Origin of the sequence: Salmonella sp. SJTUF15581 (assembly GCF_043356775.1) — a bacterium.
Taxonomy (GTDB): domain Bacteria; phylum Pseudomonadota; class Gammaproteobacteria; order Enterobacterales; family Enterobacteriaceae; genus Salmonella; species Salmonella enterica.
In genome coordinates, this window is record NZ_JBEUJY010000008.1 from 182,534 (window position 1) to 206,053 (window position 23,520).

The 23,520-nt window shown below is 51.5% G+C and carries 24 protein-coding genes, 5 tRNA genes and 1 other RNA gene; 25 read left to right on the plus strand and 5 right to left on the minus strand.

What is annotated here, in order from left to right; all coding sequences use genetic code 11:
• Positions 1-10: 10 nt before the first annotated feature.
• From ybgE to pnuC, 16 genes are all read left to right on the plus strand, one after another.
• Positions 11-292, plus strand: a complete 282-nt coding sequence (ybgE, locus tag ABVN36_RS15570) for a cyd operon protein YbgE (protein WP_000875305.1) — start codon at positions 11-13, stop codon at positions 290-292.
• Positions 293-520: 228 nt separating this feature from the next.
• Positions 521-925 carry a tol-pal system-associated acyl-CoA thioesterase gene (gene ybgC, locus ABVN36_RS15575; RefSeq protein ID WP_001046240.1) on the plus strand — a complete coding sequence of 135 codons (405 nt, stop codon included), beginning with the start codon at positions 521-523 and terminating at the stop codon, positions 923-925.
• Positions 922-1,614, plus strand: coding sequence for a Tol-Pal system protein TolQ (gene tolQ, locus ABVN36_RS15580; protein ID WP_000131318.1), 693 nt, complete (start codon positions 922-924; stop codon positions 1,612-1,614). Before ybgC ends, tolQ begins: the two co-directional genes overlap by 4 nt.
• Before the next feature lie 3 nt (positions 1,615-1,617).
• The gene (tolR, locus tag ABVN36_RS15585) at positions 1,618-2,046 is read left to right on the plus strand and encodes a colicin uptake protein TolR (RefSeq protein WP_000124676.1); all 429 of its coding nucleotides are present in this window, start codon (positions 1,618-1,620) and stop codon (positions 2,044-2,046) included.
• Between the two features lie 64 nt (positions 2,047-2,110).
• Positions 2,111-3,289: a cell envelope integrity protein TolA gene (gene tolA / locus ABVN36_RS15590; RefSeq protein WP_050901209.1), complete on the plus strand. Its 1,179-nt coding sequence runs from the start codon at positions 2,111-2,113 to the stop codon at positions 3,287-3,289.
• Positions 3,290-3,412: 123 nt separating this feature from the next.
• Positions 3,413-4,705 (plus strand): Tol-Pal system beta propeller repeat protein TolB, encoded by a 1,293-nt coding sequence (gene tolB / locus ABVN36_RS15595; protein ID WP_001562341.1) that lies wholly within the window; start codon positions 3,413-3,415, stop codon positions 4,703-4,705.
• Between the two features lie 34 nt (positions 4,706-4,739).
• Complete coding sequence (gene pal, locus ABVN36_RS15600; RefSeq protein WP_001176623.1) at positions 4,740-5,264, plus strand: peptidoglycan-associated lipoprotein Pal; 525 nt, start codon at positions 4,740-4,742, stop codon at positions 5,262-5,264.
• Positions 5,265-5,273: 9 nt separating this feature from the next.
• A complete protein-coding gene (cpoB, locus tag ABVN36_RS15605; RefSeq protein ID WP_000097553.1) occupies positions 5,274-6,062 on the plus strand; it encodes a cell division protein CpoB in 789 nt (262 codons plus the stop codon).
• Positions 6,063-6,226: 164 nt separating this feature from the next.
• Positions 6,227-6,302, plus strand: a tRNA-Lys gene (locus tag ABVN36_RS15610).
• Positions 6,303-6,438: 136 nt separating this feature from the next.
• Positions 6,439-6,514 (plus strand) — tRNA-Val (locus ABVN36_RS15615).
• Between the two features lie 3 nt (positions 6,515-6,517).
• Positions 6,518-6,593 (plus strand) — tRNA-Lys (locus tag ABVN36_RS15620).
• 142 nt (positions 6,594-6,735) lie between these two features.
• Positions 6,736-6,811: transfer RNA gene (locus ABVN36_RS15625), tRNA-Lys, on the plus strand.
• A gap of 134 nt (positions 6,812-6,945) precedes the next feature.
• Positions 6,946-7,021, plus strand: a tRNA-Lys gene (locus ABVN36_RS15630).
• A 29-nt stretch (positions 7,022-7,050) separates the two neighbouring features.
• Positions 7,051-7,176, plus strand: a non-coding RNA gene (locus tag ABVN36_RS15635) — RtT sRNA.
• Between the two features lie 294 nt (positions 7,177-7,470).
• Positions 7,471-8,514 (plus strand): quinolinate synthase NadA, encoded by a 1,044-nt coding sequence (gene nadA / locus ABVN36_RS15640; protein ID WP_023138713.1) that lies wholly within the window; start codon positions 7,471-7,473, stop codon positions 8,512-8,514.
• Positions 8,515-8,538: 24 nt separating this feature from the next.
• Positions 8,539-9,258 (plus strand): nicotinamide riboside transporter PnuC, encoded by a 720-nt coding sequence (gene pnuC, locus ABVN36_RS15645; RefSeq protein WP_000345373.1) that lies wholly within the window; start codon positions 8,539-8,541, stop codon positions 9,256-9,258.
• Here the strand turns inward: pnuC and zitB are convergent.
• Complete coding sequence (gene zitB / locus ABVN36_RS15650) at positions 9,255-10,193, minus strand: CDF family zinc transporter ZitB (RefSeq protein ID WP_023138712.1); 939 nt, start codon at positions 10,191-10,193, stop codon at positions 9,255-9,257. The genes pnuC and zitB overlap by 4 nt on opposite strands.
• Before the next feature lie 110 nt (positions 10,194-10,303).
• Complete coding sequence (locus tag ABVN36_RS15655) at positions 10,304-10,690, minus strand: YbgS-like family protein (protein WP_000784380.1); 387 nt, start codon at positions 10,688-10,690, stop codon at positions 10,304-10,306.
• A gap of 319 nt (positions 10,691-11,009) precedes the next feature.
• Here ABVN36_RS15655 and aroG point away from each other — a divergent pair, with 319 nt between their 5' ends.
• Entirely contained in the window at positions 11,010-12,062 is a 1,053-nt protein-coding gene (aroG, locus tag ABVN36_RS15660) for a 3-deoxy-7-phosphoheptulonate synthase AroG (RefSeq protein ID WP_001109233.1), read from the plus strand.
• A 90-nt stretch (positions 12,063-12,152) separates the two neighbouring features.
• On the opposite strand, the gene ABVN36_RS15665 is transcribed toward aroG, so the two are convergent.
• Together ABVN36_RS15665 and ABVN36_RS15670 are read right to left on the minus strand one after the other, a co-directional pair.
• A complete protein-coding gene (locus ABVN36_RS15665; protein WP_000970375.1) occupies positions 12,153-12,701 on the minus strand; it encodes a FumA C-terminus/TtdB family hydratase beta subunit in 549 nt (182 codons plus the stop codon).
• A 14-nt stretch (positions 12,702-12,715) separates the two neighbouring features.
• Positions 12,716-13,561 carry a fumarate hydratase gene (locus ABVN36_RS15670; RefSeq protein ID WP_000086831.1) on the minus strand — a complete coding sequence of 282 codons (846 nt, stop codon included), beginning with the start codon at positions 13,559-13,561 and terminating at the stop codon, positions 12,716-12,718.
• A 129-nt stretch (positions 13,562-13,690) separates the two neighbouring features.
• Here ABVN36_RS15670 and ABVN36_RS15675 point away from each other — a divergent pair, with 129 nt between their 5' ends.
• Complete coding sequence (locus ABVN36_RS15675; RefSeq protein WP_000405924.1) at positions 13,691-14,581, plus strand: LysR family transcriptional regulator; 891 nt, start codon at positions 13,691-13,693, stop codon at positions 14,579-14,581.
• Here the strand turns inward: ABVN36_RS15675 and ABVN36_RS15680 are convergent, their stop codons facing one another.
• Entirely contained in the window at positions 14,582-15,565 is a 984-nt protein-coding gene (locus tag ABVN36_RS15680; RefSeq protein ID WP_000282119.1) for a LysR family transcriptional regulator, read from the minus strand.
• Positions 15,566-15,787: 222 nt separating this feature from the next.
• Between ABVN36_RS15680 and ABVN36_RS15685 the strand changes: the two genes are divergently transcribed.
• The 7 genes from ABVN36_RS15685 to ABVN36_RS15715 all read left to right on the plus strand — a co-directional run bounded on the left by ABVN36_RS15685 (position 15,788) and on the right by ABVN36_RS15715 (position 23,514).
• Positions 15,788-17,056: an SLC13 family permease gene (locus ABVN36_RS15685; RefSeq protein WP_000074128.1), complete on the plus strand. Its 1,269-nt coding sequence runs from the start codon at positions 15,788-15,790 to the stop codon at positions 17,054-17,056.
• Positions 17,057-17,105: 49 nt separating this feature from the next.
• Positions 17,106-17,354, plus strand: coding sequence for an oxaloacetate decarboxylase subunit gamma (locus tag ABVN36_RS15690; RefSeq protein WP_033903642.1), 249 nt, complete (start codon positions 17,106-17,108; stop codon positions 17,352-17,354).
• A gap of 15 nt (positions 17,355-17,369) precedes the next feature.
• On the plus strand, positions 17,370-19,145 hold the full coding sequence (oadA, locus tag ABVN36_RS15695; protein ID WP_023138710.1) for a sodium-extruding oxaloacetate decarboxylase subunit alpha: 1,776 nt from the start codon (positions 17,370-17,372) through the stop codon (positions 19,143-19,145).
• 15 nt (positions 19,146-19,160) lie between these two features.
• Positions 19,161-20,462 carry an oxalacetate decarboxylase subunit beta gene (locus ABVN36_RS15700; RefSeq protein WP_023165833.1) on the plus strand — a complete coding sequence of 434 codons (1,302 nt, stop codon included), beginning with the start codon at positions 19,161-19,163 and terminating at the stop codon, positions 20,460-20,462.
• A 118-nt stretch (positions 20,463-20,580) separates the two neighbouring features.
• Positions 20,581-21,279, plus strand: coding sequence for a triphosphoribosyl-dephospho-CoA synthase (locus tag ABVN36_RS15705; RefSeq protein WP_017441912.1), 699 nt, complete (start codon positions 20,581-20,583; stop codon positions 21,277-21,279).
• A gap of 379 nt (positions 21,280-21,658) precedes the next feature.
• Complete coding sequence (locus tag ABVN36_RS15710; protein WP_000128329.1) at positions 21,659-22,738, plus strand: iron ABC transporter permease; 1,080 nt, start codon at positions 21,659-21,661, stop codon at positions 22,736-22,738.
• A complete protein-coding gene (locus ABVN36_RS15715) occupies positions 22,738-23,514 on the plus strand; it encodes an ABC transporter ATP-binding protein (protein ID WP_023138902.1) in 777 nt (258 codons plus the stop codon). Before ABVN36_RS15710 ends, ABVN36_RS15715 begins: the two co-directional genes overlap by 1 nt.
• Positions 23,515-23,520: the final 6 nt, after the last annotated feature.

A 23,520-nucleotide genomic window follows, 5' to 3' on the forward strand; every position in this document is an offset into this window, starting at 1 on the left:
AGCTTAGAGGATGAAGTATATTTATGCGGTAATGGACAAGCGCCCCTTAAGGGCGCTTTCCTTCGTGATGGCGATAGTGCTGGCAGGATGTATGTTCTGGGACCCGTCACGGTTTGCCGCCAGGACCAGCACGCTTGAAATCTGGCACGGATTATTGCTGATGTGGGCGGTTTGCGCAGGCATAATCCACGGTGTGGGTTTTCGCCCTGAATCCGTACACTGGCAAGGGATTTTTTGTCCGCTCCTTGCGGATATCGTCCTTATCGTCGGCCTGATTTTCTTCTTCTTGTGAATAAGAAACCTCCTTAAAAATATAGGGGCTTGCATAAGCCCATATATTTTTACTCTCCCTTAACTTCCCCCCATTCCCAAGCCTCATTCCCACGCGTATAGTAGCAACGTTTAAAAGCTCTACTTTTGTTGCATTACCGGGATGTAAAGTGAATACAAGGCGATATACAACGGCATTCTTGAGGCATTACGGCGGCAAGCGGATGACGCCAACAAAGAGGCTGCAGGGATGAATAAGTATATGTTTCGATGGCCAATTCGAGTTTATTACGAAGACACGGACGCCGGCGGTGTGGTTTATCACGCCAGCTATGTCGCTTTTTATGAAAGAGCGCGCACGGAGATGCTGCGTCACCATCACTTCAGCCAACAGGTGCTGCTGGCGGAGCGGGTCGCCTTTGTGGTGCGCAAGATGACGCTGGAATACTATGCGCCTGCGCGGCTCGACGATATGCTTGAAGTTCAAACAGAAATTACGTCAATGCGTGGCACCGCTTTGGTTTTCACGCAACGCATTGTCAACGCAGAGAACACGCTGCTAAATGAAGCAGAGGTTCTGATTGTTTGCGTTGATCCACTCAAAATGAAGCCTCGTGCGCTTCCTAAGTCTATTGTCGCGGAGTTTAAGCAGTGACTGACATGAATATCCTTGATTTGTTCCTGAAGGCAAGCCTTCTGGTTAAACTTATCATGTTGATTTTGATTGGTTTTTCAATAGCATCCTGGGCCATCATTATCCAGCGAACGCGTATCCTGAACGCCGCTGCGCGTGAGGCGGAAGCGTTTGAAGATAAATTCTGGTCCGGAATCGAACTATCGCGTCTGTACCAGGAAAGCCAGGGGAGACGCGATAGCCTGTCGGGCTCGGAACAAATTTTTTATAGCGGGTTCAAAGAGTTTGTCCGGCTCCATCGCGCCAACAGCCATGCGCCGGAGGCAGTGGTAGAGGGGGCGTCGCGTGCGATGCGCATCTCCATGAACCGAGAGCTGGAAACGCTGGAAACGCATATCCCGTTTCTTGGCACGGTAGGCTCTATCAGTCCTTATATCGGCCTGTTTGGCACCGTATGGGGGATTATGCATGCGTTTATCGCCCTGGGCGCGGTGAAACAGGCGACTCTGCAAATGGTTGCGCCGGGTATTGCCGAAGCATTGATTGCCACGGCGATTGGTCTGTTTGCCGCTATCCCTGCGGTTATGGCTTACAACCGACTGAATCAGCGCGTGAACAAGCTGGAACTGAATTACGACAACTTTATGGAAGAGTTCACCGCGATTCTGCACCGCCAGGCGTTTACCGTAAGCGAAAGCAACAAGGGGTAAGCCATGGCCAGAACGCGTGGACGAGGTCGTCGCGAACTTAAGTCCGAAATCAATATTGTACCGCTACTCGACGTACTGTTGGTGTTGCTGCTGATCTTTATGGCAACCGCGCCGATCATTACCCAGAGCGTGGAGGTCGACTTGCCGGAGGCGAATCAGTCGCAGGCGGTCAGTAGTAACGACGATCCACCGGTCATTATTGAGGTTTCCGGAGTAGGGCAATACAGCGTAGTGGTTGATAAAGATCGAATGGATCAACTGCCGTCTGAACAGGTGATCGCAGAAGTAAAGCGTCATCTGCAGGCTAATCCGAAAACAGTCTTTTTAATCGGCGGCGCGAAAGAGGTGCCGTACGATGAAATAATTAAAGCGCTGAACTTGTTACACAGCGCGGGCGTAAAATCGGTTGGCTTAATGACGCAGCCAATCTGAAGTCTGCGTCCCGTTGGCTTGAAAGACGGCGAGTAACAGGCGAACAGTTTTTTGGGAACCGAGAGTGTCAAAGGCAACCGAACAAAACGACAAGCTCAAACGGGCGATAATTATTTCAGCCGTGCTGCATATCATCTTATTTGCAGTGCTGATCTGGAGTTCGTTTGATGAGCATATAGAGGCTTCTGCCGGCGGCGGCGGTGGTTCCGCTATCGACGCGGTGATGGTCGATCCTGGCGCCGTTGTGCAGCAGTACAACCGTCAGCAGGATCAACAGGCCAGCGCCAGACGCGCGGAAGAAGAGCGTAAAAAGCTGCAACAGCAGCAAGCAGAGGAGCTGCAGCAGAAGCAGGCTGCCGAACAGGAGCGGTTGAAACAACTTGAGAAAGAACGTTTAGCGGCTCAGGAGCAGCAAAAGCAGGCTGAAGAAGCGGCAAAACTGGCGCAACAGCAGCAGCAACAGGCCGAAGAAGCGGCGAAAGCGGCGGCGGACGCGAAGAAGAAAGCGGAGGCCGAGGCGGCGAAAGCGGCGGCGGACGCGAAGAAGAAAGCAGAGGCCGAGGCGGTAAAAGCGGCAGCGGACGCGAAGAAGAAAGCGGAAGCCGAAGCGGCGAAAGCAGCGGCGGAGGCGAAGAAGAAAGCGGAGGCCGAAGCGGCGAAAGCAGCGGCGGACGCTAAGAAGAAAGCGGATGCCGAGGCGGCGAAAGCAGCGGCGGAGGCGAAGAAGAAAGCGGATGCCGAGGCGGCGAAAGCAGCGGCGGAGGCGAAGAAGAAAGCGGATGCCGCGGCGGCGAAAGCAGCGGCGGACGCTAAGAAGAAAGCGGCTGCCGAAAAAGCGGCCGCCGCAGAAGGCGTCGACGATCTGCTTGGCGATCTCAGCTCGGGTAAGAATGCGCCGAAAACCGGCGGCGGCGCGAAAGGGAATGGCCAGCCATCGAAAGATAGCGGTACATCGGGCGCTAACGGTGGGGCGACAGGCGCTGATATCAGCGCCTACGCGAAACAGATTCAGGTCGCCATTCAGAGCCGTCTGTATGATGCGAGCCTGTATCAGGGCAAACAATGTGTCTTGCATATTAGCCTGGCGCCGGATGGCTCATTAAAAAGCATTACGTCTGAGGGCGGCGATCCGGCGCTTTGTCAGGCGGCGTTAATGGCGGCAAAAACCGCGAAAATTCCTAAACCGCCAAGCCAGGCTGTTTATGAGAAAATAAAGGATGCCAAACTAGACTTTAAACTGTAGATACTTTTCTTTATGGAAGTTGGAGCGGTTGAGTTGTTACTGGTCCTGGTGGTTTTGTGTATTTGAGTTTGTTAACATTCTGCTAAATTATCGTGGGTCGCAGGCCCAGGTATGGGAGATATGATGAAGCAGGCATTACGAGTAGCATTTGGTTTTCTGATGCTGTGGGCGGCAGTGCTGCACGCAGAAGTCCGTATCGAGATCACCCAGGGGGTGGACTCGGCGCGACCGATTGGCGTTGTGCCTTTTAAATGGGCCGGGCCGGGCGCTGCGCCTGAAGATATCGGCGGCATCGTGGCGGCAGATTTACGCAATAGCGGTAAATTTAATCCGCTAGACCGGTCCCGACTGCCGCAGCAGCCGGCCACCGCTCAGGAAGTTCAGCCTACCGCATGGTCTGCGCTGGGTATTGATGCCGTCGTCGTTGGGCAGGTAACGCCGAATCCGGACGGTTCCTACAATGTTGCTTATCAGCTGGTTGACACTGGCGGCGCGCCGGGGACTGTACTGGCGCAAAACTCTTATAAAGTGAACAAGCAGTGGCTGCGTTATGCAGGTCATACCGCCAGTGACGAAGTCTTTGAAAAACTGACGGGCATTAAGGGCGCGTTCCGTACTCGTATCGCCTATGTGGTACAGACTAATGGCGGTCAGTTCCCGTATGAACTGCGTGTGTCGGATTACGATGGTTACAATCAGTTTGTGGTGCACCGTTCTCCGCAGCCGTTGATGTCTCCGGCGTGGTCTCCGGACGGCTCAAAACTGGCTTACGTGACATTTGAAAGCGGTCGCTCCGCGCTGGTTATCCAGACGCTGGCAAACGGCGCAGTGCGTCAGGTTGCGTCCTTCCCGCGTCACAACGGCGCGCCGGCCTTCTCGCCGGATGGGACGAAACTGGCGTTCGCGTTATCGAAAACCGGAAGTCTGAACCTGTACGTCATGGATCTCGCCTCCGGCCAGATTCGTCAGATAACGGACGGGCGTAGCAACAATACGGAGCCGACCTGGTTCCCGGACAGCCAGACTCTGGCCTTTACCTCTGACCAGGCTGGACGTCCGCAAGTGTATAAAATGAACATTAACGGCGGTGCGGCGCAGCGTATTACCTGGGAAGGTTCGCAAAACCAGGATGCGGATGTCAGCAGCGACGGTAAATTTATGGTAATGGTAAGCTCAAATAACGGGCAGCAGCACATTGCCAAACAAGATCTGGTGACGGGTGGCGTACAGGTTCTGTCGTCAACGTTCCTGGATGAAACGCCAAGTCTGGCACCTAACGGCACGATGGTAATCTACAGCTCTTCTCAGGGGATGGGATCTGTGCTGAATTTGGTTTCTACAGATGGGCGTTTCAAAGCGCGTCTTCCGGCAACTGATGGTCAGGTGAAATCGCCTGCCTGGTCGCCGTATCTGTGATAATAATTAATTGATTACTAAAGGAATTAAAGAAATGCAACTGAACAAAGTGCTGAAGGGCCTGATGATTGCCCTGCCTGTTATGGCAATCGCGGCATGTTCTTCCAACAAGAACGCCAGCAATGACGGTAGCGAAGGCGGCATGCTGAACGGCGCCGGCACGGGTATGGATTCGAACGGTAGCGGCAATATGTCGTCTGAAGAGCAAGCGCGTCTGCAGATGCAGCAGCTGCAGCAGAACAACATCGTTTACTTCGATCTCGACAAGTACGATATCCGTTCTGACTTCGCGGCAATGCTGGATGCGCACGCTAACTTCCTGCGTAGCAACCCGTCTTACAAAGTCACCGTAGAAGGTCACGCGGACGAACGTGGTACTCCGGAGTACAACATCTCCCTGGGTGAGCGTCGTGCGAACGCTGTTAAGATGTATCTGCAGGGTAAAGGCGTTTCCGCTGACCAGATCTCCATCGTTTCTTACGGTAAAGAAAAACCTGCCGTACTGGGCCACGACGAAGCGGCTTACGCTAAGAACCGTCGCGCTGTACTGGTTTACTAAGAGAATTGCATGAGCAGTAACTTCAGACATCACCTGTTGAGTCTGTCGTTACTGGTTGGCATAGCGGCCCCCTGGGCCGCTTTTGCTCAGGCGCCAATCAGTAGTGTCGGCTCAGGCTCGGTCGAAGACCGCGTCACTCAACTTGAGCGTATCTCTAACGCTCACAGCCAGCTTTTAACCCAACTTCAGCAGCAGCTCTCCGATAATCAGTCCGATATCGATTCTTTGCGCGGCCAAATCCAGGAAAATCAGTATCAACTGAATCAGGTGATGGAGCGCCAGAAGCAAATTATGCTGCAGCTGGGGAGCTTAAATAATGGCGGCGCAGCGCAGCCAGCGGCTGGCGACCAGAGCGGGACGGCAACCACTGCGACCCCCGCCCCGGATGCCGGTACGGCAACCTCAGGGGCGCCGGTACAAAGTGGCGATGCGAATACCGATTACAATGCGGCAATTGCGCTGGTGCAGGATAAGTCTCGCCAGGATGATGCGATTGTGGCGTTTCAGAACTTCATCAAGAAATACCCTGATTCTACTTATCAGCCGAACGCCAATTACTGGCTGGGCCAGTTGAATTACAACAAGGGTAAAAAAGATGATGCCGCCTATTATTTCGCCTCGGTAGTAAAAAACTATCCTAAGTCGCCGAAGGCTGCGGACGCGATGTACAAAGTTGGCGTTATCATGCAGGACAAAGGTGATACGGCAAAAGCGAAAGCGGTTTATCAGCAGGTGATTAACAAATATCCTGGCACTGATGGCGCGAAACAGGCGCAAAAGCGTCTTAACGCGATGTAATGCGTACCATGCGACCAGAAAACGCCTTTTTTCTGGTCGCGTCGTGCGATTCCTAAGCAGTTGAGCCCTCTGCGTCGAAATTTTTGTTGCGCTCAAATCTGAAATCAGTAATATATGCCGCCGTTGCCACGGGATATTAAACAACTCGAAAGCAACGTAAAAGTGGGTCGTTAGCTCAGTTGGTAGAGCAGTTGACTTTTAATCAATTGGTCGCAGGTTCGAATCCTGCACGACCCACCAATCGTTCGGTGGAAACGAGAATAAAGCGTGAAGGATAACGTTGCGTCAGCAACGGCCCGTAGGGCGAGGCAAAGCCGAGTCATCCTGCACAACCCACCACTAACTTCGGTTAGTCAGTAATATCCAGCGTAGTATCGGGTGATTAGCTCAGCTGGGAGAGCACCTCCCTTACAAGGAGGGGGTCGGCGGTTCGATCCCGTCATCACCCACCACTTGGGTCGTTAGCTCAGTTGGTAGAGCAGTTGACTTTTAATCAATTGGTCGCAGGTTCGAATCCTGCACGACCCACCAATTTAACATCAAACTCAGATGTTGAACGTGAAGGATAACGTTGCGTCAGCAACGGCCCGTAGGGCAGGGCGAAGCCGAGTCATCCTGCACGACCCACCATCTTTAGATGGTCCGAGTAAAATCTTTCAGGCAGCACCCGTATGGGTCGTTAGCTCAGTTGGTAGAGCAGTTGACTTTTAATCAATTGGTCGCAGGTTCGAATCCTGCACGACCCACCAATATACAAGGTGGTAACTGGTAGAGAACGTGAAGGATAATGTTGCTTTAGCAACGGCCCGAAGGGCGAGGCGAAGCCGAGTCATCCTGCACGACCCACCATCCTGAATGATTGAAGCAGTAACCCTTATCCAGGGGGTCGTTAGCTCAGTTGGTAGAGCAGTTGACTTTTAATCAATTGGTCGCAGGTTCGAATCCTGCACGACCCACCAATGTAAAAAAGCGCCCTAAAGGCGCTTTTTTGCTATCTGCGATATGGAAGATTCGAACCTGCCGCAGGTCCGGGTCTCACGCAGTGAGACAACGGAGCCGTTTACGGCGACGGCCCGAAGGGCGAGCGAAGCGAGTCATCCTGCACGACCCACCAATGTAAAAGAGGGCGCTGGCGGCGCCTTTTTGCTATCTGCAATATGGAAGATTCGAACCTGTCGCAGGTTCGGGTCTTGCCTGATGCGCTGCGCTTATCAGGCCTACAGACGGCACCGCTCACGTAGGCCAGATAAGACGTTACGCCGCCATCAGATACGGGGCTACGTAATTATTGTGACTTTCCTTATTGAATCAGCTATCTTGTTTAGCATATAAAACAAATTAACCGATTGTGGCGTTTATTACGCTTTCATTCGGTTGTTTCGTTAAGTCAGTAAAACGAGAAGCCACGATGAGCGTAATGTTTGACCCACAAGCCGCAATCTACCCGTTCCCGCCGAAACCAACGCCGTTGAACGACGATGAAAAGCAATTTTATCGTGAGAAAATCAAGCGGTTGCTCAAAGAGCGCAATGCCGTCATGGTGGCGCACTACTACACCGATCCGGAAATTCAACAGTTGGCAGAAGAAACCGGCGGCTGTATTTCCGACTCGCTGGAAATGGCTCGTTTCGGCGCGAAGCACGCCGCATCCACGCTACTGGTAGCGGGCGTACGGTTTATGGGGGAAACCGCCAAAATCCTCAGCCCGGAAAAAACCATTCTTATGCCTACCCTAGTGGCGGAATGTTCGCTGGATTTAGGCTGCCCAATAGACGAATTTAGCGCTTTTTGTGATGCGCATCCTGACAGAACCGTAGTGGTCTATGCTAACACCTCGGCTGCTGTTAAAGCGCGTGCGGACTGGGTTGTGACCTCCAGTATCGCCGTAGAACTGATTGAGCATCTGGATAGTTTGGGGGAAAAAATTATCTGGGCGCCGGACAGACACCTGGGGAATTACGTGCAAAAACAGACCGGGGCCGATGTACTGTGTTGGCAAGGGGCGTGTATCGTGCATGACGAGTTTAAAACCCAGGCGTTGACCCGTTTAAAAAAAATCTATCCCGATGCCGCTCTTCTGGTTCACCCTGAATCGCCGCAGTCCATTGTCGAGATGGCCGATGCGGTGGGCTCCACCAGTCAGCTTATTAAGGCGGCAAAAACGCTGCCGCACAGACAGCTTATTGTGGCGACCGATCGCGGCATCTTCTACAAAATGCAGCAGGCGGTGCCTGAAAAAGAGCTGCTTGAAGCGCCCACGGCTGGCGAGGGGGCGACCTGCCGTAGCTGCGCGCACTGTCCGTGGATGGCGATGAATGGCCTGAAAGCCATTGCTGAAGGGCTGGAGCAGGGAGGCGCGGCGCATGAAATACAGGTTGATGCGGCGCTACGCGAAGGCGCATTACTGCCGCTCAACCGGATGCTGGATTTTGCGGCTACACTTCGGGCGTAAAGACGGAAATCTTTGGGGGAGAGAATGGATTTTTTTAGTACGCACAATATACTGATTCATATTCCGATTGGCGCTGGCGGGTACGATCTCTCGTGGATCGAAGCGGTAGGAACCATCGCCGGCCTGCTCTGTATTTGGCTTGCCAGTCTGGAGAAGATCAGCAACTACTTTTTTGGACTGGTTAACGTCACCCTGTTTGCGATTATTTTCTTTCAGATCCAGCTTTATGCCAGCCTGTTGCTGCAACTCTTTTTCTTTGCCGCCAATATTTATGGCTGGTATGCGTGGTCGCGGCAAACAAAGGATAATCAAGCCGAGCTTAAAATCCGCTGGCTGCCGTTGCCAAAAGCAATGGCATGGCTGGCGATATGTGTGATAGTTATCGGTTTGATGACGCGATATATCGATCCCGTATTCGCCGTCCTGACGCGCGTGGCCGTCGCCATTATGCAGATGCTGGGGTTACAGGTGACAATGCCTGTACTGCAACCGGACGCTTTCCCGTTCTGGGACTCTTGCATGATGGTGCTGTCTATCGCGGCGATGATTCTGATGACACGCAAATATGTCGAAAACTGGCTCCTGTGGGTGGTAATCAACGTGATCAGTGTGGTGATTTTTGCTTTGCAGGGCGTCTATGCGATGTCGCTGGAATATCTGATCCTGACATTTATCGCCGTGAACGGTAGCCGCCTGTGGATAAACAGCGCGCGGGAGCGAGGATCGCGCGCGCTTTCCCGTTAATGGTGATGAACATGCCCGGATGGCGTCTGATTCAGATGACAGTCCGGGCCGTGACACACTTGATATTCCATCTGAATCGTGGCGTGCGCAATATGGTATTCGTGCATCAGGAAATCCTGGATACGTTCCAGCAGCGCATCATGGTCGTGTGGCGGAATGACCTGAGCGTGCAATGTCATGATCGGTTTTTCGCCGACCATCCAGACATGCACATGGTGTACGTTGCGGACTTCGGGGATTTCCCGGCTTAAATGGCGCTGTAAGGCATTAATATCCAGCGAAACCGGCGCGCCTTCCAGCAATTCGTTGACGCTATCTTTTAACAAACGCCAGGCGCTGCGTAGCACCAGTACCGAAACCAGAATAGAGAGAATCGGGTCCGCTGGCGTCCAGCCCGTCCAGATAATGATCAGCGCGGCGATTATTGCGCCGACGGAACCCAGCAAATCGCCCATCACATGTAGCGCGGCAGCGCGCACGTTCAGGTTTTTTTCATCGCTTCCCCGATGGAGAATCCAGAACGCAAACAGGTTCGCCAGCAGACCCGCGACCGCAATCACCATCATCAGATTGCCCGCCACCGGACGTGGCGTGTAAAAGCGCTCTATCGCTTCCCAGACAATGAGAAGGGTAATGACCACCAACGCAATGGCATTCACAAAAGCCGCCAGTGTGGTGAGTCTTAGCCAGCCAAAAGTGTGGCGAACAGTCGGGGGACGACGGGAAAATTGAACCGCCAGCAGCGCAAAGAGAAGGGCCGCCGCGTCGGTGAGCATATGTCCCGCATCCGCCAACAACGCCAGAGAGCCGGAGAGTATCCCGCCCACCACCTCAAGGAGCATAAATCCGGCAGTGACGATAAAGGCGAAAAGCAGGCGACGAGCATTATTATCTTTCGGCAGGTGTGAATCGGCATGAGAGTGTGAGTGCGCCATAACGTCATTCCTTTGTTATTCTCATCAATACTGTAGACATCATACTGATTTTTCGCTGACAAAATAAAAAGGAGAGCGAAAGCTCTCCCGTTATCAGACTTTTTTCTGCATTACTGTGTGGTACCGTCGGTTTTGGTATTCACGTCATTATTGACGCCATTACCGGTTTCCACTTTTTTATTAATATCCGGGCAGCGACCGTCTTTACACATGGTATTTTTATGCTCTTCATCCTTGGTCATTCCGTCATGATTCATGGTTGAACCGTCTGGATGCTGCATCGTGCTGTTAGTATTGCCGTTGGTATTGATGTCGTTGTTATTCACATCATTCGGCGCTACATTCTGGCGGGCGTCCGGGGCAACCTGACCGGCATTTGCCGCCGAGTTCGCCTGGCCATTACTGGATTGCGCGTTAGATTCAGCAGCTAACGCTGCGCCGCTGGCAAGGCCGAGGGTAGCGGTGAGTAAAAGCGTAGTCAGTTTTGTCATTTTCATAAGATGCTCCTGTTATGGTGGATATGTCGGATAACCTCTTCCAACAGTGCACGTGTCAGTCAAATCCTCAAATAAGGGATAAAAAACGTTCGCCGCCGCGGGTTAACGCAGCAGAGAATCTTGCAATAATTCATAAACAGAGTGGTTACAGTTAAAAAGTGTAGGTTAGATCCCATTTTTCGCTACATTTGTGCGTTTTTTTCCTGAATTCCAGGATTATTCCGTTCAAAGTGTAAAAGCCCGTTTACACTATTTAATTGAAGAGATAGATTGGAGGGATTGCATTCATTGGGATAAGTACGGCAACACTGGAATAAACATGAATTATCAGAACGACGATTTACGCATTAAAGAAATCAACGAGTTATTACCTCCGGTCGCGCTGCTGGAAAAGTTTCCCGCTACGGAAAATGCAGCGAATACCGTTGCTCACGCGCGCAAAGCCATCCATAAAATTCTCAAAGGCAATGACGATCGTCTGCTGGTGGTGATCGGTCCTTGTTCAATTCATGATCCGGCAGCGGCGAAAGAGTATGCCGCCCGTTTGCTGGCGCTACGTGATGAGCTTCAAGGCGAGCTTGAAATTGTCATGCGTGTCTATTTTGAGAAACCGCGTACCACCGTCGGCTGGAAAGGGCTGATTAACGATCCGCATATGGATAACAGCTTCCAGATTAACGACGGTCTGCGTATTGCGCGCAAACTGCTGCTGGATATTAACGACAGCGGCCTGCCTGCCGCCGGCGAATTCCTCGATATGATCACGCCGCAATATCTGGCCGATCTGATGAGCTGGGGCGCCATTGGCGCGCGGACTACTGAATCCCAGGTTCATCGCGAACTGGCGTCTGGCCTCTCTTGTCCGGTCGGTTTTAAAAATGGTACTGATGGCACGATTAAAGTCGCCATTGACGCCATCAACGCCGCCGGCGCGCCGCATTGCTTCCTCTCCGTCACTAAATGGGGTCATTCGGCGATTGTGAATACCAGCGGCAACGGCGACTGCCATATCATTCTGCGCGGCGGTAAAGCGCCAAACTATAGCGCGCAACATGTTGCTGAGGTGAAAGAAGGCCTCATCAAAGCGGGACTGACGCCGCAGGTCATGATCGATTTCAGCCATGCCAACTCCTGTAAGCAATTTCAAAAGCAGATGGAGGTTTGCGCCGATGTCTGTCAGCAGATAGCAGGCGGTGAAAAAGCGATTATTGGCGTGATGGTAGAGAGTCATCTGGTGGAAGGAAACCAGAGTCTGGAAAGCGGTCAGCCGCTGACCTACGGTAAAAGCATTACTGACGCCTGTATTGGCTGGGAAGATACCGATGCGCTGCTTCGTCAGTTGTCGGCAGCGGTAAAAGCCCGTCGCGGCTAAGTTTAGTTTCTATCCTGTGGTGAAGTGCAGGATAGAAAACATATCGGTCCGGTAACAGCCTACCGGACCGATATTGCCAATATTAATGTATTATTCTTTGGCGTACTTAGGTACTTCCTGCTTCTGGAGAGTATTTCCTTCCGAATCAATTCCTACAATGACTCTATAGCGGTCAAAATATAACTTCTTAATGGATTCTGTTCCTAATTCTTCGTAGGCAACAATTTCTACTGATTTAACATGTTTTGTATTAATTGCAGACGCTCCTCCAATCCCGAGTAGCGAAACCCCACCGTATTTTTTACAAAGCTCAGCGACATAATCAGCACGATCGCCTTTGCCAAGAAACGCAGTTGCCCCTTGTTGAAACATCATTTCTACAAATGGGTCCATACGCGCGGCCGTTGTAGGACCGTTGGAGCCAATAGGTAAACCAGGTCTGGCAGGGCAGGGGCCAGCATAGTAAATCGTTTGGTTTTGAAAATCGACTGGTGATTTTTCTCCGTTACTAAGCGCTACTTCGATTTTTTTATGCGCGGCGTCACGGCAGGTGTAAGCAAATCCAGTGAGAAATAATATATCGCCGACCTTAAGAGTTTTCGCTTTCTCTTTAGTCAATGGTAATGTTAATTCCATCATAGCTTCTCCAGGTATTAAATGATTTCACTAGCGTGGCGGCTTGCATTACATTGGAAATTGATTGCGACTGGCAGTGCAGTGATATGGCAAGGATAGTAATCGACATGCACGCCTAACGCCGTAATACGCCCGCCCATACCTAAAGGGCCGATCCCTGTATTATTCACGGCCTCTAATAATTCAGCTTCGAGCTGGGCATAAAGTGGTTTAGCATTGAACTCACCAAGAGGGCGTAATAATGCTTTCTTAGCCATCCACGAACAGTGATCCATTGTACCGCCAACGCCGATACCAATAATATAAGGAGGGCATGGATTGCCTCCTACACGACGGACAGTTTCCAGAACAAAATCTTTTATACCATCAATACCATCGCCGGGAAGCAATGTTTTAAAAGTTCCCATATTTTCGCTACCGCCGCCCTTTGGCATAACGGTAATTGTCACTCGGTCACCATCAACAATTTCAGTATGTAAAATTGCAGGAGTATTATCATTAGTATTAATACGTTCTAATGGATCTGCAACCATGGATTTTCTTAAGTATCCATTTTCATAGCCCTGGCGAACACCCTGGTTCACCTGATCTTTAAGCGGCTTACCTTCCCAGCATACATGTTGTCCAATTTCCATTATAACGATACAAGTACCGGTATCATGGCAGCATGCAAGTTGTTCTTTTTTTGCATACTCTCCATTATCAATTAATATCTTAATGGTTTCCTTGCCGATCTTTGACTCTTCTTTATCATATGCTTTACGAAAAGAACACATGAGATTATCATCCAGTTCATAACAAGCTTTTTTTACAAGTTTTTCGATAACCGGAATGATAATTTCTGTATTTAATATACGACTCATACTCCCTCCAGTGCTATGTTGCATTGTTTTATCCATTGATCACATTTTCATGATATTCGTATTCATTGTAGGAAGGAAATATGTTATTTTTATTAAATGATAAATTTTATTTATAGTAGTGGAAAATAGATGGAAATTAGACAATTAGAATATTTTGTAAGCGCTTCTTTGTTAGGTAACTTAACCAGAGTTGCTGAGCGGCATTTTGTTTCTCAACCTAATATCACTATTGCTATTAAGAAGTTAGAGACTGAATTAGGGGTGACATTATTTGATAGAAAGAAAAATAAACTTGTCCTTACTGAGGAGGGCATGTTTTTCTTACAAAAAATTGAACCTATCCTTATTGCGTTAAAAAATAGCGTAGCGGAAATGAAAGATTATCGTAATGAAAATGGTGGCATAGTAACTTTGGGGATCCCACCGATGATAAGTTTGTTTCTTTTTTCACCGCTCTTCAAGCATTTCCGAGAGATTTATCCAGAGATGGAACTCTCTCTTGTTGAAGAGGGGACTTTTGGTTTACATGATAAACTTTCTGCTGGAGAGCTGGATCTTGCTATTGTTATTATTAATGACTGTCCAAAAGAATTAGTTACGGTACCATTAATGACTCAGCAGCACGTGGTATGTATGTCAGATAAACATCCTCTGGCAAAAAAGGATAGTATCGATTGGGAAGATCTACAATATGAGCCATTGATACTAATGAAAAAAGATTCCTGGCATAGAAAAACGATTATTGAAGAATGTACAAAGCGAGGAATTCATACACATATTTTTCTATCATCAAACAGGATTCAAACCAACATAGATCTGGTTGCTAAAAATGAAGGAATTTCTTTCATTTTGGACGCTGTCGATCTTAAAGCCGAAAAAGTAATAACCAAGGCCATGACTGAGCCGACTTATGTTACGATTGGTTTGGCCTGGAAGAAAGATAAATATTTATCATATGCAACCAGAGCGTTAATTAAATTCATTGAGGATTATATTAAAGAACATTTTACAATTAAATAATTATATTTGTTCTTCAACAAAAATTTCCCATAGCTCTTCGGCATCTGGAGGCATTCTCTTGGCTGGTCTATAAAGTCTTATTTCTATGGGTACCCATAAATTGCTTTCTTTTTCCGCTGCAGTAACAATAGTTTTAGCCTCTATATCTTGCCTGGCAAGGCTTTGAGGTATCCAGGCAACACCATCGCCAGATCTGACCATTGCCAATAGTGTTGCTGCCAGATCGGCCACAAAGGCAACATTTATATTATGGGTAATTCTGTTAATAGAAGCTGTATTTGCTATTATTCTTCCCAGACCTGATTGTGATGAAAAAGAAAGGTAAGGGAATTGAATCTTATTATTTATATTCCACAACGGTTTTAACGTTTCTGAGTCTGGTTTACTGAATGGAATTAATGTATCAAACCCAAGACGAATGCTCATAAAGTTATTTTTATTTAAATTTAGATGCATATGTGGGTGATGGTGACACAGCAAAAATTGTGAATCTCCCTGCCGCATCATTTTTTCGCACGCATTCAATGAGTCAGATAAAAGACGAAATGAACCAAATTTTGCAATTTTATCACTCTGTTTTAACAAATGCGGTACAAAAGAGAAAGACAAAGCATGCGTTGCTGAAAAAACAAGACTAGGTTGTTTATTACCTGCGGCCTCAAGGGTATCACTTTTCAATGTGTACAAGGAGTGGATCAGTTCGGGAAGCTGGTCTGTAAATACTTCTCCGGCCTTGGTAAGGGTGACTCCCCGTTTACTTCTTTCAAAAAGGGGCGTACCCACCCATTCTTCGAGAGATTGTATCCGACGACTAAATGCGGGTTGAGTCACATATCTTGAGGCAGACGCTTTTGAGAAATTCAACGTTTCTTTTAGAGCCAGACAGTCTTCGAGCCATGTTAGTTCGAGGTGATGCCGATATTGCATAAGCTGCAACCTTATTAGCATTGGATGAGTTTCATTTATATAAGTAGCATTATACACAGACAGATTTTAAGAGGAAATTATTTGATTAAACAGAAACAAAAGCAGTAAGAATATGTTATGCCTTTGTCGGGTAAGTGTTGTTATTTATGTGAGTGTATTCTTTCTCAATAGAAATTAATTAGATGTAATTTTAGTATAACATGTGATTTATGCTTGTTGCAGTTGTATTCATGACTGTAATGAGTTGTTTTTGTACCCTAATAATATAAGGACGTATACATGTCACCAGCGATTATTACTTTGTTGGTTTTAGTGGTTGCAATAATTATCTTTGTTAGCGATCGTCTTCCTATGGGATTAGTTGCATTTATGGTCCCAATGGCACTTTATTTTACCGGTGTTATCGATGCTAAGGATATTTTTGCTTCAATCGTAAATGCGAATGTTATTCTTATCGTCGCCATGTGTGTACTCGGTGCGGCATTTTTTAAAACAGGTTTGGCATGGCAATCAAGTAAAATTTTACTAAAATATGCTAAAACAGAAAGAAGCCTTAGTGTATTGATTTTTCTTATTGGTGGAGTTATGTCTGCCTTTGTTTCTAATAGCGGAACAGTTGCTGTGCTAATTCCTATTGTTTTAGGTATTGCCGCCAGTAGTCAGATTAAGCCTATTAAACTTCTTATGCCTCTGGTTTTTGGGGCAACAATCGGTGCTGATATTTCTATTATCGGTTCGCCAGGAAATCTGATTGCTAAAAATACTATTGAAACTTTTAGTAAGGGAAGTCTGTCGGTGCCATTTTTCGAATACGCTAAAATTGGTATTCCTTTGCTGATTGCATGCTCTATATTTCTCTATTTCTTCGGTTCAAAACTCATCGCAGATCGTGATGGAAATACACAATCTGATTCTCAAATGGATTATAGCCAAATTCCGGCCTGGCATAGAAATTTAACTTTAGCCGTTTTTATTCTGTCTATCGCTGGGATGGTGGCAACTGATTATATTAAGTTTCTGCCTCCAATGCATATTATTGCGTGTTGTGCGGCTATTGTTCTTGTATTTGCTGGCGTTTTGACACAAAAGGAAACTTTTAATTCTTTTGAAACACTAACTGTTTTCATGCTTGCGTTTATGATGCCTTTAGGAGCCGCGCTTAATTCTACTGGTGCTGGAGAAATGATTGCTAATGCCGTTATTTCAGTAACCGGAGATTCTGGCGTTATGATTATTATGGCATCATTGTGGATACTTACATGGGCTTTGACTCAAGTTATGAGTAACACTGCAGCATGTACGTTGTTATGCCCGGTAGGATGGACTATCGCACAGTCTATTGGCGCAGACCCTCGTGCAGTTGTTATTGCTGTTTTTATTGCGAGTAGTGTTGCTGTTTGTACCCCAATGGCTATTCCAGCAAACTCAATGATTATTGGCCCGGGGAATGTTAAATTTAAAGATTTTTTAAAACCCGGACTGGCGATTAGTTTGGTTTGTTTTATCGTTAGTATGATTTTACTACCGATATTTTATCCCTTCTATTAATGCCTGATATTACTTTTCTATTTTAGATTATTAAATTTGAGACTTTATTATGAATAGTTCGGTGCTATTAGGTGAAGGCTTCACTCTGATGTTCCTCGGCATGGGGTTCGTGCTGGCGTTTCTGTTCCTGCTGATTTTCGCCATCCGCGGCATGTCCGCCGCCGTCAACCGTTTCTTCCCTGAACCGGCTCCGGTGCCGAAGGCGGCACCTGCCGCCGCCGCGCCCGCTGACGACTTTGCCCGCCTCAAGCCGGTGATTGCCGCCGCTATCCACCACCATCGCCGCCTTAACCCTTAATTTACGGAGGAATCCATGACCATTGCCATTACCGATGTTGTCCTGCGCGACGCCCACCAGTCTCTGTTCGCCACCCGCCTGCGTCTTGACGATATGCTGCCGATTGCCGCTCAGCTCGACGACGTGGGCTACGGCTCGCTGGAGTGCTGGGGCGGCGCCACCTTTGACGCCTGCATCCGCTTTCTCGGCGAAGACCCGTGGGTCCGCCTGCGCGAGCTGAAAAAGGCCATGCCGAAGACCCCGCTGCAGATGCTGCTGCGCGGCCAGAACCTGCTCGGCTACCGCCACTACGCCGATGACGTGGTGGAGCGCTTCGTCGAACGCGCGGTGAAAAACGGCATGGACGTGTTCCGCGTCTTCGACGCCATGAACGACCCGCGCAATATGAAAGCCGCACTGCAGGCGGTGCGCAGCCACGGCGCGCACGCCCAGGGCACACTGAGCTATACCACCAGCCCGGCGCACACGCTGCAGATCTGGCTGGATTTAACGGAGCAACTGCTGGAAACCGGCGTTGACTCGATTGCCATCAAGGATATGTCCGGCATTCTTACACCGATGGCGGCGTATGAGCTGGTCAGCGAAATCAAAAAACGTTTTGAGGTGCGCCTGCACCTGCACTGTCATGCCACCACCGGGATGGCGGAGATGGCCCTGCTGAAGGCCATCGAGGCGGGCGTTGACGGCGTCGACACGGCGATTTCGTCCATGAGCGCCACCTACGGCCACCCGGCCACCGAAGCGCTGGTGGCGACGTTGGCAGGTACTGAGCATGACACCGGGCTGGATATCCTGAAGCTGGAAAATATCGCCGCGTACTTCCGCGAGGTGCGCAAAAAATACCATGCCTTTGAAGGCCAGCTGAAGGGCTACGACAGCCGTATTCTGGTGGCCCAGGTGCCGGGCGGAATGCTCACCAACCTGGAAAGCCAGCTGAAGCAGCAGAACGCGGCGGACAGGCTGGACCAGGTGCTGGCGGAAATCCCCCGCGTGCGCGAGGACCTCGGCTTTATCCCGCTGGTGACCCCCACCTCACAGATTGTCGGCACCCAGGCGGTGCTCAACGTCCTGACCGGCGAGCGCTACAAGACCATCGCGAAGGAAACCGCCGGGATACTGAAGGGCGAGTACGGCCACACGCCGGTGCCGGTGAACGCGGCACTGCAGGCCCGCGTGCTGGAAGGGGCTGCCCCGGTGACCTGCCGCCCGGCAGACCTGCTGAAGCCGGAGCTGGCTGAACTGGAAGCGGACGTCAGGCGCCAGGCGCAGGAGAAGGGCATCACTCTGGCGGGAAACGCCATCGACGACGTGCTCACCGTGGCGCTGTTCCCGCAAATCGGCCTCAAATTCCTCGAAAACCGCCACAACCCGGCGGCGTTTGAGCCACTGCCGCAGGCGGAAGCCGCTCAGCCGGTGGCAAAAGCAGAGAAGCCTGCCGCCTCCGGCGTCTATACCGTGGAAGTGGAAGGCAAAGCCTTTGTGGTGAAGGTCAGCGACGGCGGCGATATCAGCCAGCTTACTACGGCTGTTCCGGCGGCCTCTTCCGCACCGGTTCAGGCTGCCGCTCCGGCAGGCGCCGGCACCCCGGTCACCGCGCCGCTGGCGGGCAACATCTGGAAGGTGATTGCCACTGAAGGCCAGAGCGTGGCCGAAGGCGATGTGCTGCTGATTCTGGAAGCCATGAAGATGGAAACCGAAATCCGCGCCGCGCAGGCCGGGACGGTACGCGGTATCGCGGTGAAGTCCGGGGACGCGGTCTCCGTCGGCGACACCCTGATGACGCTGGCGTAAGGACGAGGAGCGGAAATGGAAAGTCTGAACGCCCTGCTTCAGGGCATGGGGCTGATGCACCTTGGCGCAGGCCAGGCCATCATGCTGCTGGTCAGCCTGCTGCTGCTGTGGCTGGCGATAGCGAAGAAGTTCGAGCCGTTACTGCTGCTGCCGATTGGCTTCGGCGGTCTGCTCTCCAACATCCCGGAAGCGGGCATGGCGCTGACCGCGCTGGAAAGCCTGCTGGCGCATCACGACGCCGGGCAGCTGGCGGTGATTGCCGCGAAGCTTAACTGCGCGCCGGACGTGCACGCCATTAAAGAGGCATTAGCGCTGGCGCTGCCGTCGGTGCAGAGCCAGATGGAGAACCTGGCGGTGGACATGGGCTACACGCCGGGGGTGCTGGCGCTGTTCTATAAAGTGGCGATTGGCTCCGGTGTCGCGCCGCTGGTCATCTTCATGGGCGTCGGCGCGATGACCGACTTCGGCCCGCTGCTGGCCAACCCGCGCACCCTGCTGCTGGGGGCGGCGGCGCAGTTCGGCATCTTCGCCACGGTGCTGGGGGCGCTGACGCTGAACTACTTCGGCCTGATTTCCTTCACCCTGCCGCAGGCGGCGGCCATCGGCATTATCGGCGGCGCGGACGGCCCGACGGCGATTTACCTGTCGGGCAAGCTGGCACCGGAGCTGCTGGGGGCCATCGCGGTGGCGGCGTACTCGTATATGGCGCTGGTGCCGCTGATCCAGCCGCCGATTATGCGCGCGCTGACCAGCGAGAAAGAGCGCAAAATCCGCATGGTGCAGCTGCGCACGGTGAGTAAGCGGGAAAAAATCCTCTTTCCGGTGGTGCTGCTCATGCTGGTGGCGCTGCTGCTGCCGGACGCCGCGCCGCTGCTGGGGATGTTCTGCTTTGGCAATCTGATGCGCGAAAGCGGCGTGGTGGAGCGTCTGAGCGACACGGTGCAGAACGGGCTGATTAATATCGTGACCATTTTCCTCGGGCTGTCGGTGGGCGCGAAGCTGGTGGCGGACAAGTTCCTGCAGCCGCAGACGCTGGGCATTCTGCTGCTGGGTGTGATTGCGTTCGGTATCGGGACGGCGGCCGGGGTGCTGATGGCGAAGCTGCTGAACCTGTGCAGTAAAAACAAAATCAACCCGCTTATCGGTTCGGCGGGGGTGTCGGCGGTGCCGATGGCGGCACGCGTATCGAACAAAGTGGGGCTGGAGTCGGACGCACAGAACTTCCTGCTGATGCACGCGATGGGCCCGAACGTGGCGGGGGTGATTGGCTCGGCGATAGCCGCCGGGGTGATGCTGAAGTACGTGCTGGCGATGTAAATCTGTTCCTTTCCCGGAGGCGGCGCGTTGCGCCTGTCCGGGCTACCGGATTGTATGGATCTGTAGCCCGGACAGATGCGCAGCATCGCCTCCGGGAATGTCCCATAAGGAGACTTTGATGAATGAAACCATAGCATTTCGTCCTGAAGGCCGGGCATCGATAAAAGATGTGGTTGTCAATTACACGCTGGCGTCGCTGGACGAGCTTGAACAACTGCACCCGGCGCTGAATCTGCTGGCGCACCCGTCAATCGTCCGTGGCAGCCATGATTTCTTTGTCCGTTGTTATGACGCGGGCGTACAGCATGCGCAGGCCGGGGCGGCTGAAACGGTAGCGGTTTTGCCTGATTCGCTGCCACAAGAACGGCAAAGGAGCGGGCTGCTGTGTGCCGCAGCAGGTCGTCTGGATGCCCTGCGCCAGCCGCTGACGCACAATCGTTTATGTGACCTGGCCAGTCAGTTCTGTGCTGGCATGGCAGATGTTGACAGCGAAACCCGCAGCGGTTTTTATACCGTGCGCAGCATATCGCTGCCGGTTTACCGGCGGCTGTTGCGGGATCAACATTCTCACGGTGTCTGCCTGCAGCAGGCTCTGCTGCACCTGCTGGCCTGGAAGAGCGATTCCCCCTGGGCGCGGCAGCAGGCGCAGCGGCTGCTCTGGCAGGGCGGCGTGCTGGGCGATAAAGGTGAGTTTGCGCTTATGACGCTGGATGATGAACTGCGAGAGCGCCAGATTGAGTGGCCCGGGCTGTGGTCGCTGCTGGCCGTCACCGGGTTTCTGGCGAAATTCCCTGCCGGACCGATATTTGCTGACTGAAAAATGAGGACTGCTGACAATTATCTGTTGTGTTGGTATTTCTGCGAGAGGCAGTTAGCGCTTTGCCTGACTTACGAAACGAGAATATCAACAGATTACGTACTTTTTGTAGGTCCGTGGTTGGAACATTGCCACCTGGTTACACGTTGTCAGCAGCCTCAAGCGTGGATGGCTCCACGCTTTTTTTGTCTATGGAAAACCCCCAGCCAGGCCCTGTGTCTTGATCAGGAGATCTGATCAAGAGACAGGGCTATGCCGGAGGATGTTTATTGGAAACCGGTGAGATGGGCCACCGTGTCATCAATCGAAATATAAATAAATATATAACGAAATAATTCGGCGCTATAATTCTCCTCTGATTAATAACGTAGCCCGAGCCATGACCTGTCAGGACAAATCACTTTTAGCCCCCGCTCTCGCTTCCACGCCCGTCATTCCGCGCTATCGCCAGATCATACGCAAACGGGCTGTGCTCATGTTAGCTATTGCGTTGGCGATGATGGCTTCACTGATGGTGGATGTAACCTGTGGGTCTTCGGGTTTACCGCTCAGTGCGCTATGGCAGGCGCTTTTTCAACCGGAAAAGGTGAATGCGGGCATACACGTTATTGTCTGGGATATTCGTTTACCCTATGCCCTGATGGCGCTGCTGGTAGGCATGGCGTTAGGGTTAGCGGGCGCCGAAATGCAAACCATTTTAAATAATCCGCTGGCGACGCCGTTTACCCTCGGCGTATCGTCCGCGGCGGCTTTTGGCGCTGCGCTGGCGATTGTGTTGGGGATCGGTATTCCCGGTATTCCTGCCGCCTGGTTTATCCCGGCCAATGCGTTCATCTTTGCGCTTTTATCCGCGTTACTCCTGGACGGTATTACCCGTTGGACAGGCGTCGCCGCATCCGGAGTGGTGTTGTTCGGTATTGCGCTGGTATTCACCTTTAACGCGTTGGTCGCCATTATGCAGTTTGTGGCTGATGAAGATACGCTGCAGGGGCTGGTATTCTGGACGATGGGGAGCCTGGTCCGTGCGTCGTGGGAAAAATTGGGCGTACTGGCCGTGGTGTTTATTGCTGTGCTTTTTTGCGCGTTACGAAGCGCCTGGCAACTCACGGCATTACGTCTGGGCGAAGAGAGGGCGATGAGCTTTGGGGTTCATGTCCGCCGTTTACGCCTGCTGTCATTGTTGCGTATCAGCTTGTTATCAGCGCTGGCGGTAGCTTTCGTCGGGCCGATTGGTTTTATTGGTCTCGTTGCGCCGCACATTGCGCGAATACTTTTGGGGGAAGATCACCGTTTCTACCTTCCGGGCAGCGTGCTGATAGGCGGGCTGGTGTTATCGCTGGCCTCTATTGCGGCGAAAAATAGTATTCCGGGCGTCATGGTGCCGGTGGGGATTGTCACCTCGCTGGTCGGGGTTCCGTTCTTTTTAAGCATTGTATTGCGACATCGGGGGAGTCTCTGATGCGCGGGTTAATGCTCCGCTCATTTAGCGCCGGCTATTCCACTCAGCCGGTTATTGCAGATCTCAACGTTCCCTTACTGCCGCGCGGGAAAATTACCATTTTGCTGGGGCCGAACGGCTGTGGTAAATCGACGTTACTACGTTCGCTGGCCGGGCTGAATAACGCCGACGGCGAGGCGCTGCTTGATGGCGAAGATCTCATGTCGTTATCGTTTGCCGAGCGGGCGCAGAAAGTTGTGTTTTTGCCGCAGTCATTACCGCAGGGCGTACATCTGCATGTACTGGAGTCGATTATCGTGGTACTGCGGGCATCAGGCGGCAGAGACAATGCGCAGGGCAGAGCGCAGATACTGGCTATCCTTGAGCAATTGGGCATAACGCATCTGGCGTTGCAGTATCTCGACCAGCTTTCCGGCGGTCAGCGGCAGTTAGTGGGTCTGGCGCAATCGCTGATTCGTCGCCCTGAACTTCTGTTGCTGGATGAGCCGCTCAGCGCGCTGGATTTAAACTATCAGTTTCACGTAATGGATCTCGTGCGTCGGGATACCCAGGCGCAAAATAGGGTAACGATAGTCGTGGCGCATGACATTAATGTTGCACTGCGTCATGGTGACCATGTCCTGATGCTAAAAGACGGCAGGCTGGTCGCCAGCGGCGCGCCGGAGACGGTGATTACTGCGGAGCGTCTGGCTGAAGTGTACCGGGTACGAGGACGCGTGGAGCGCTGTTCGCAGGGTAAATTGCAGGTGGTGCTGGACGGCGTGATCGCTGTTTAAGACGTA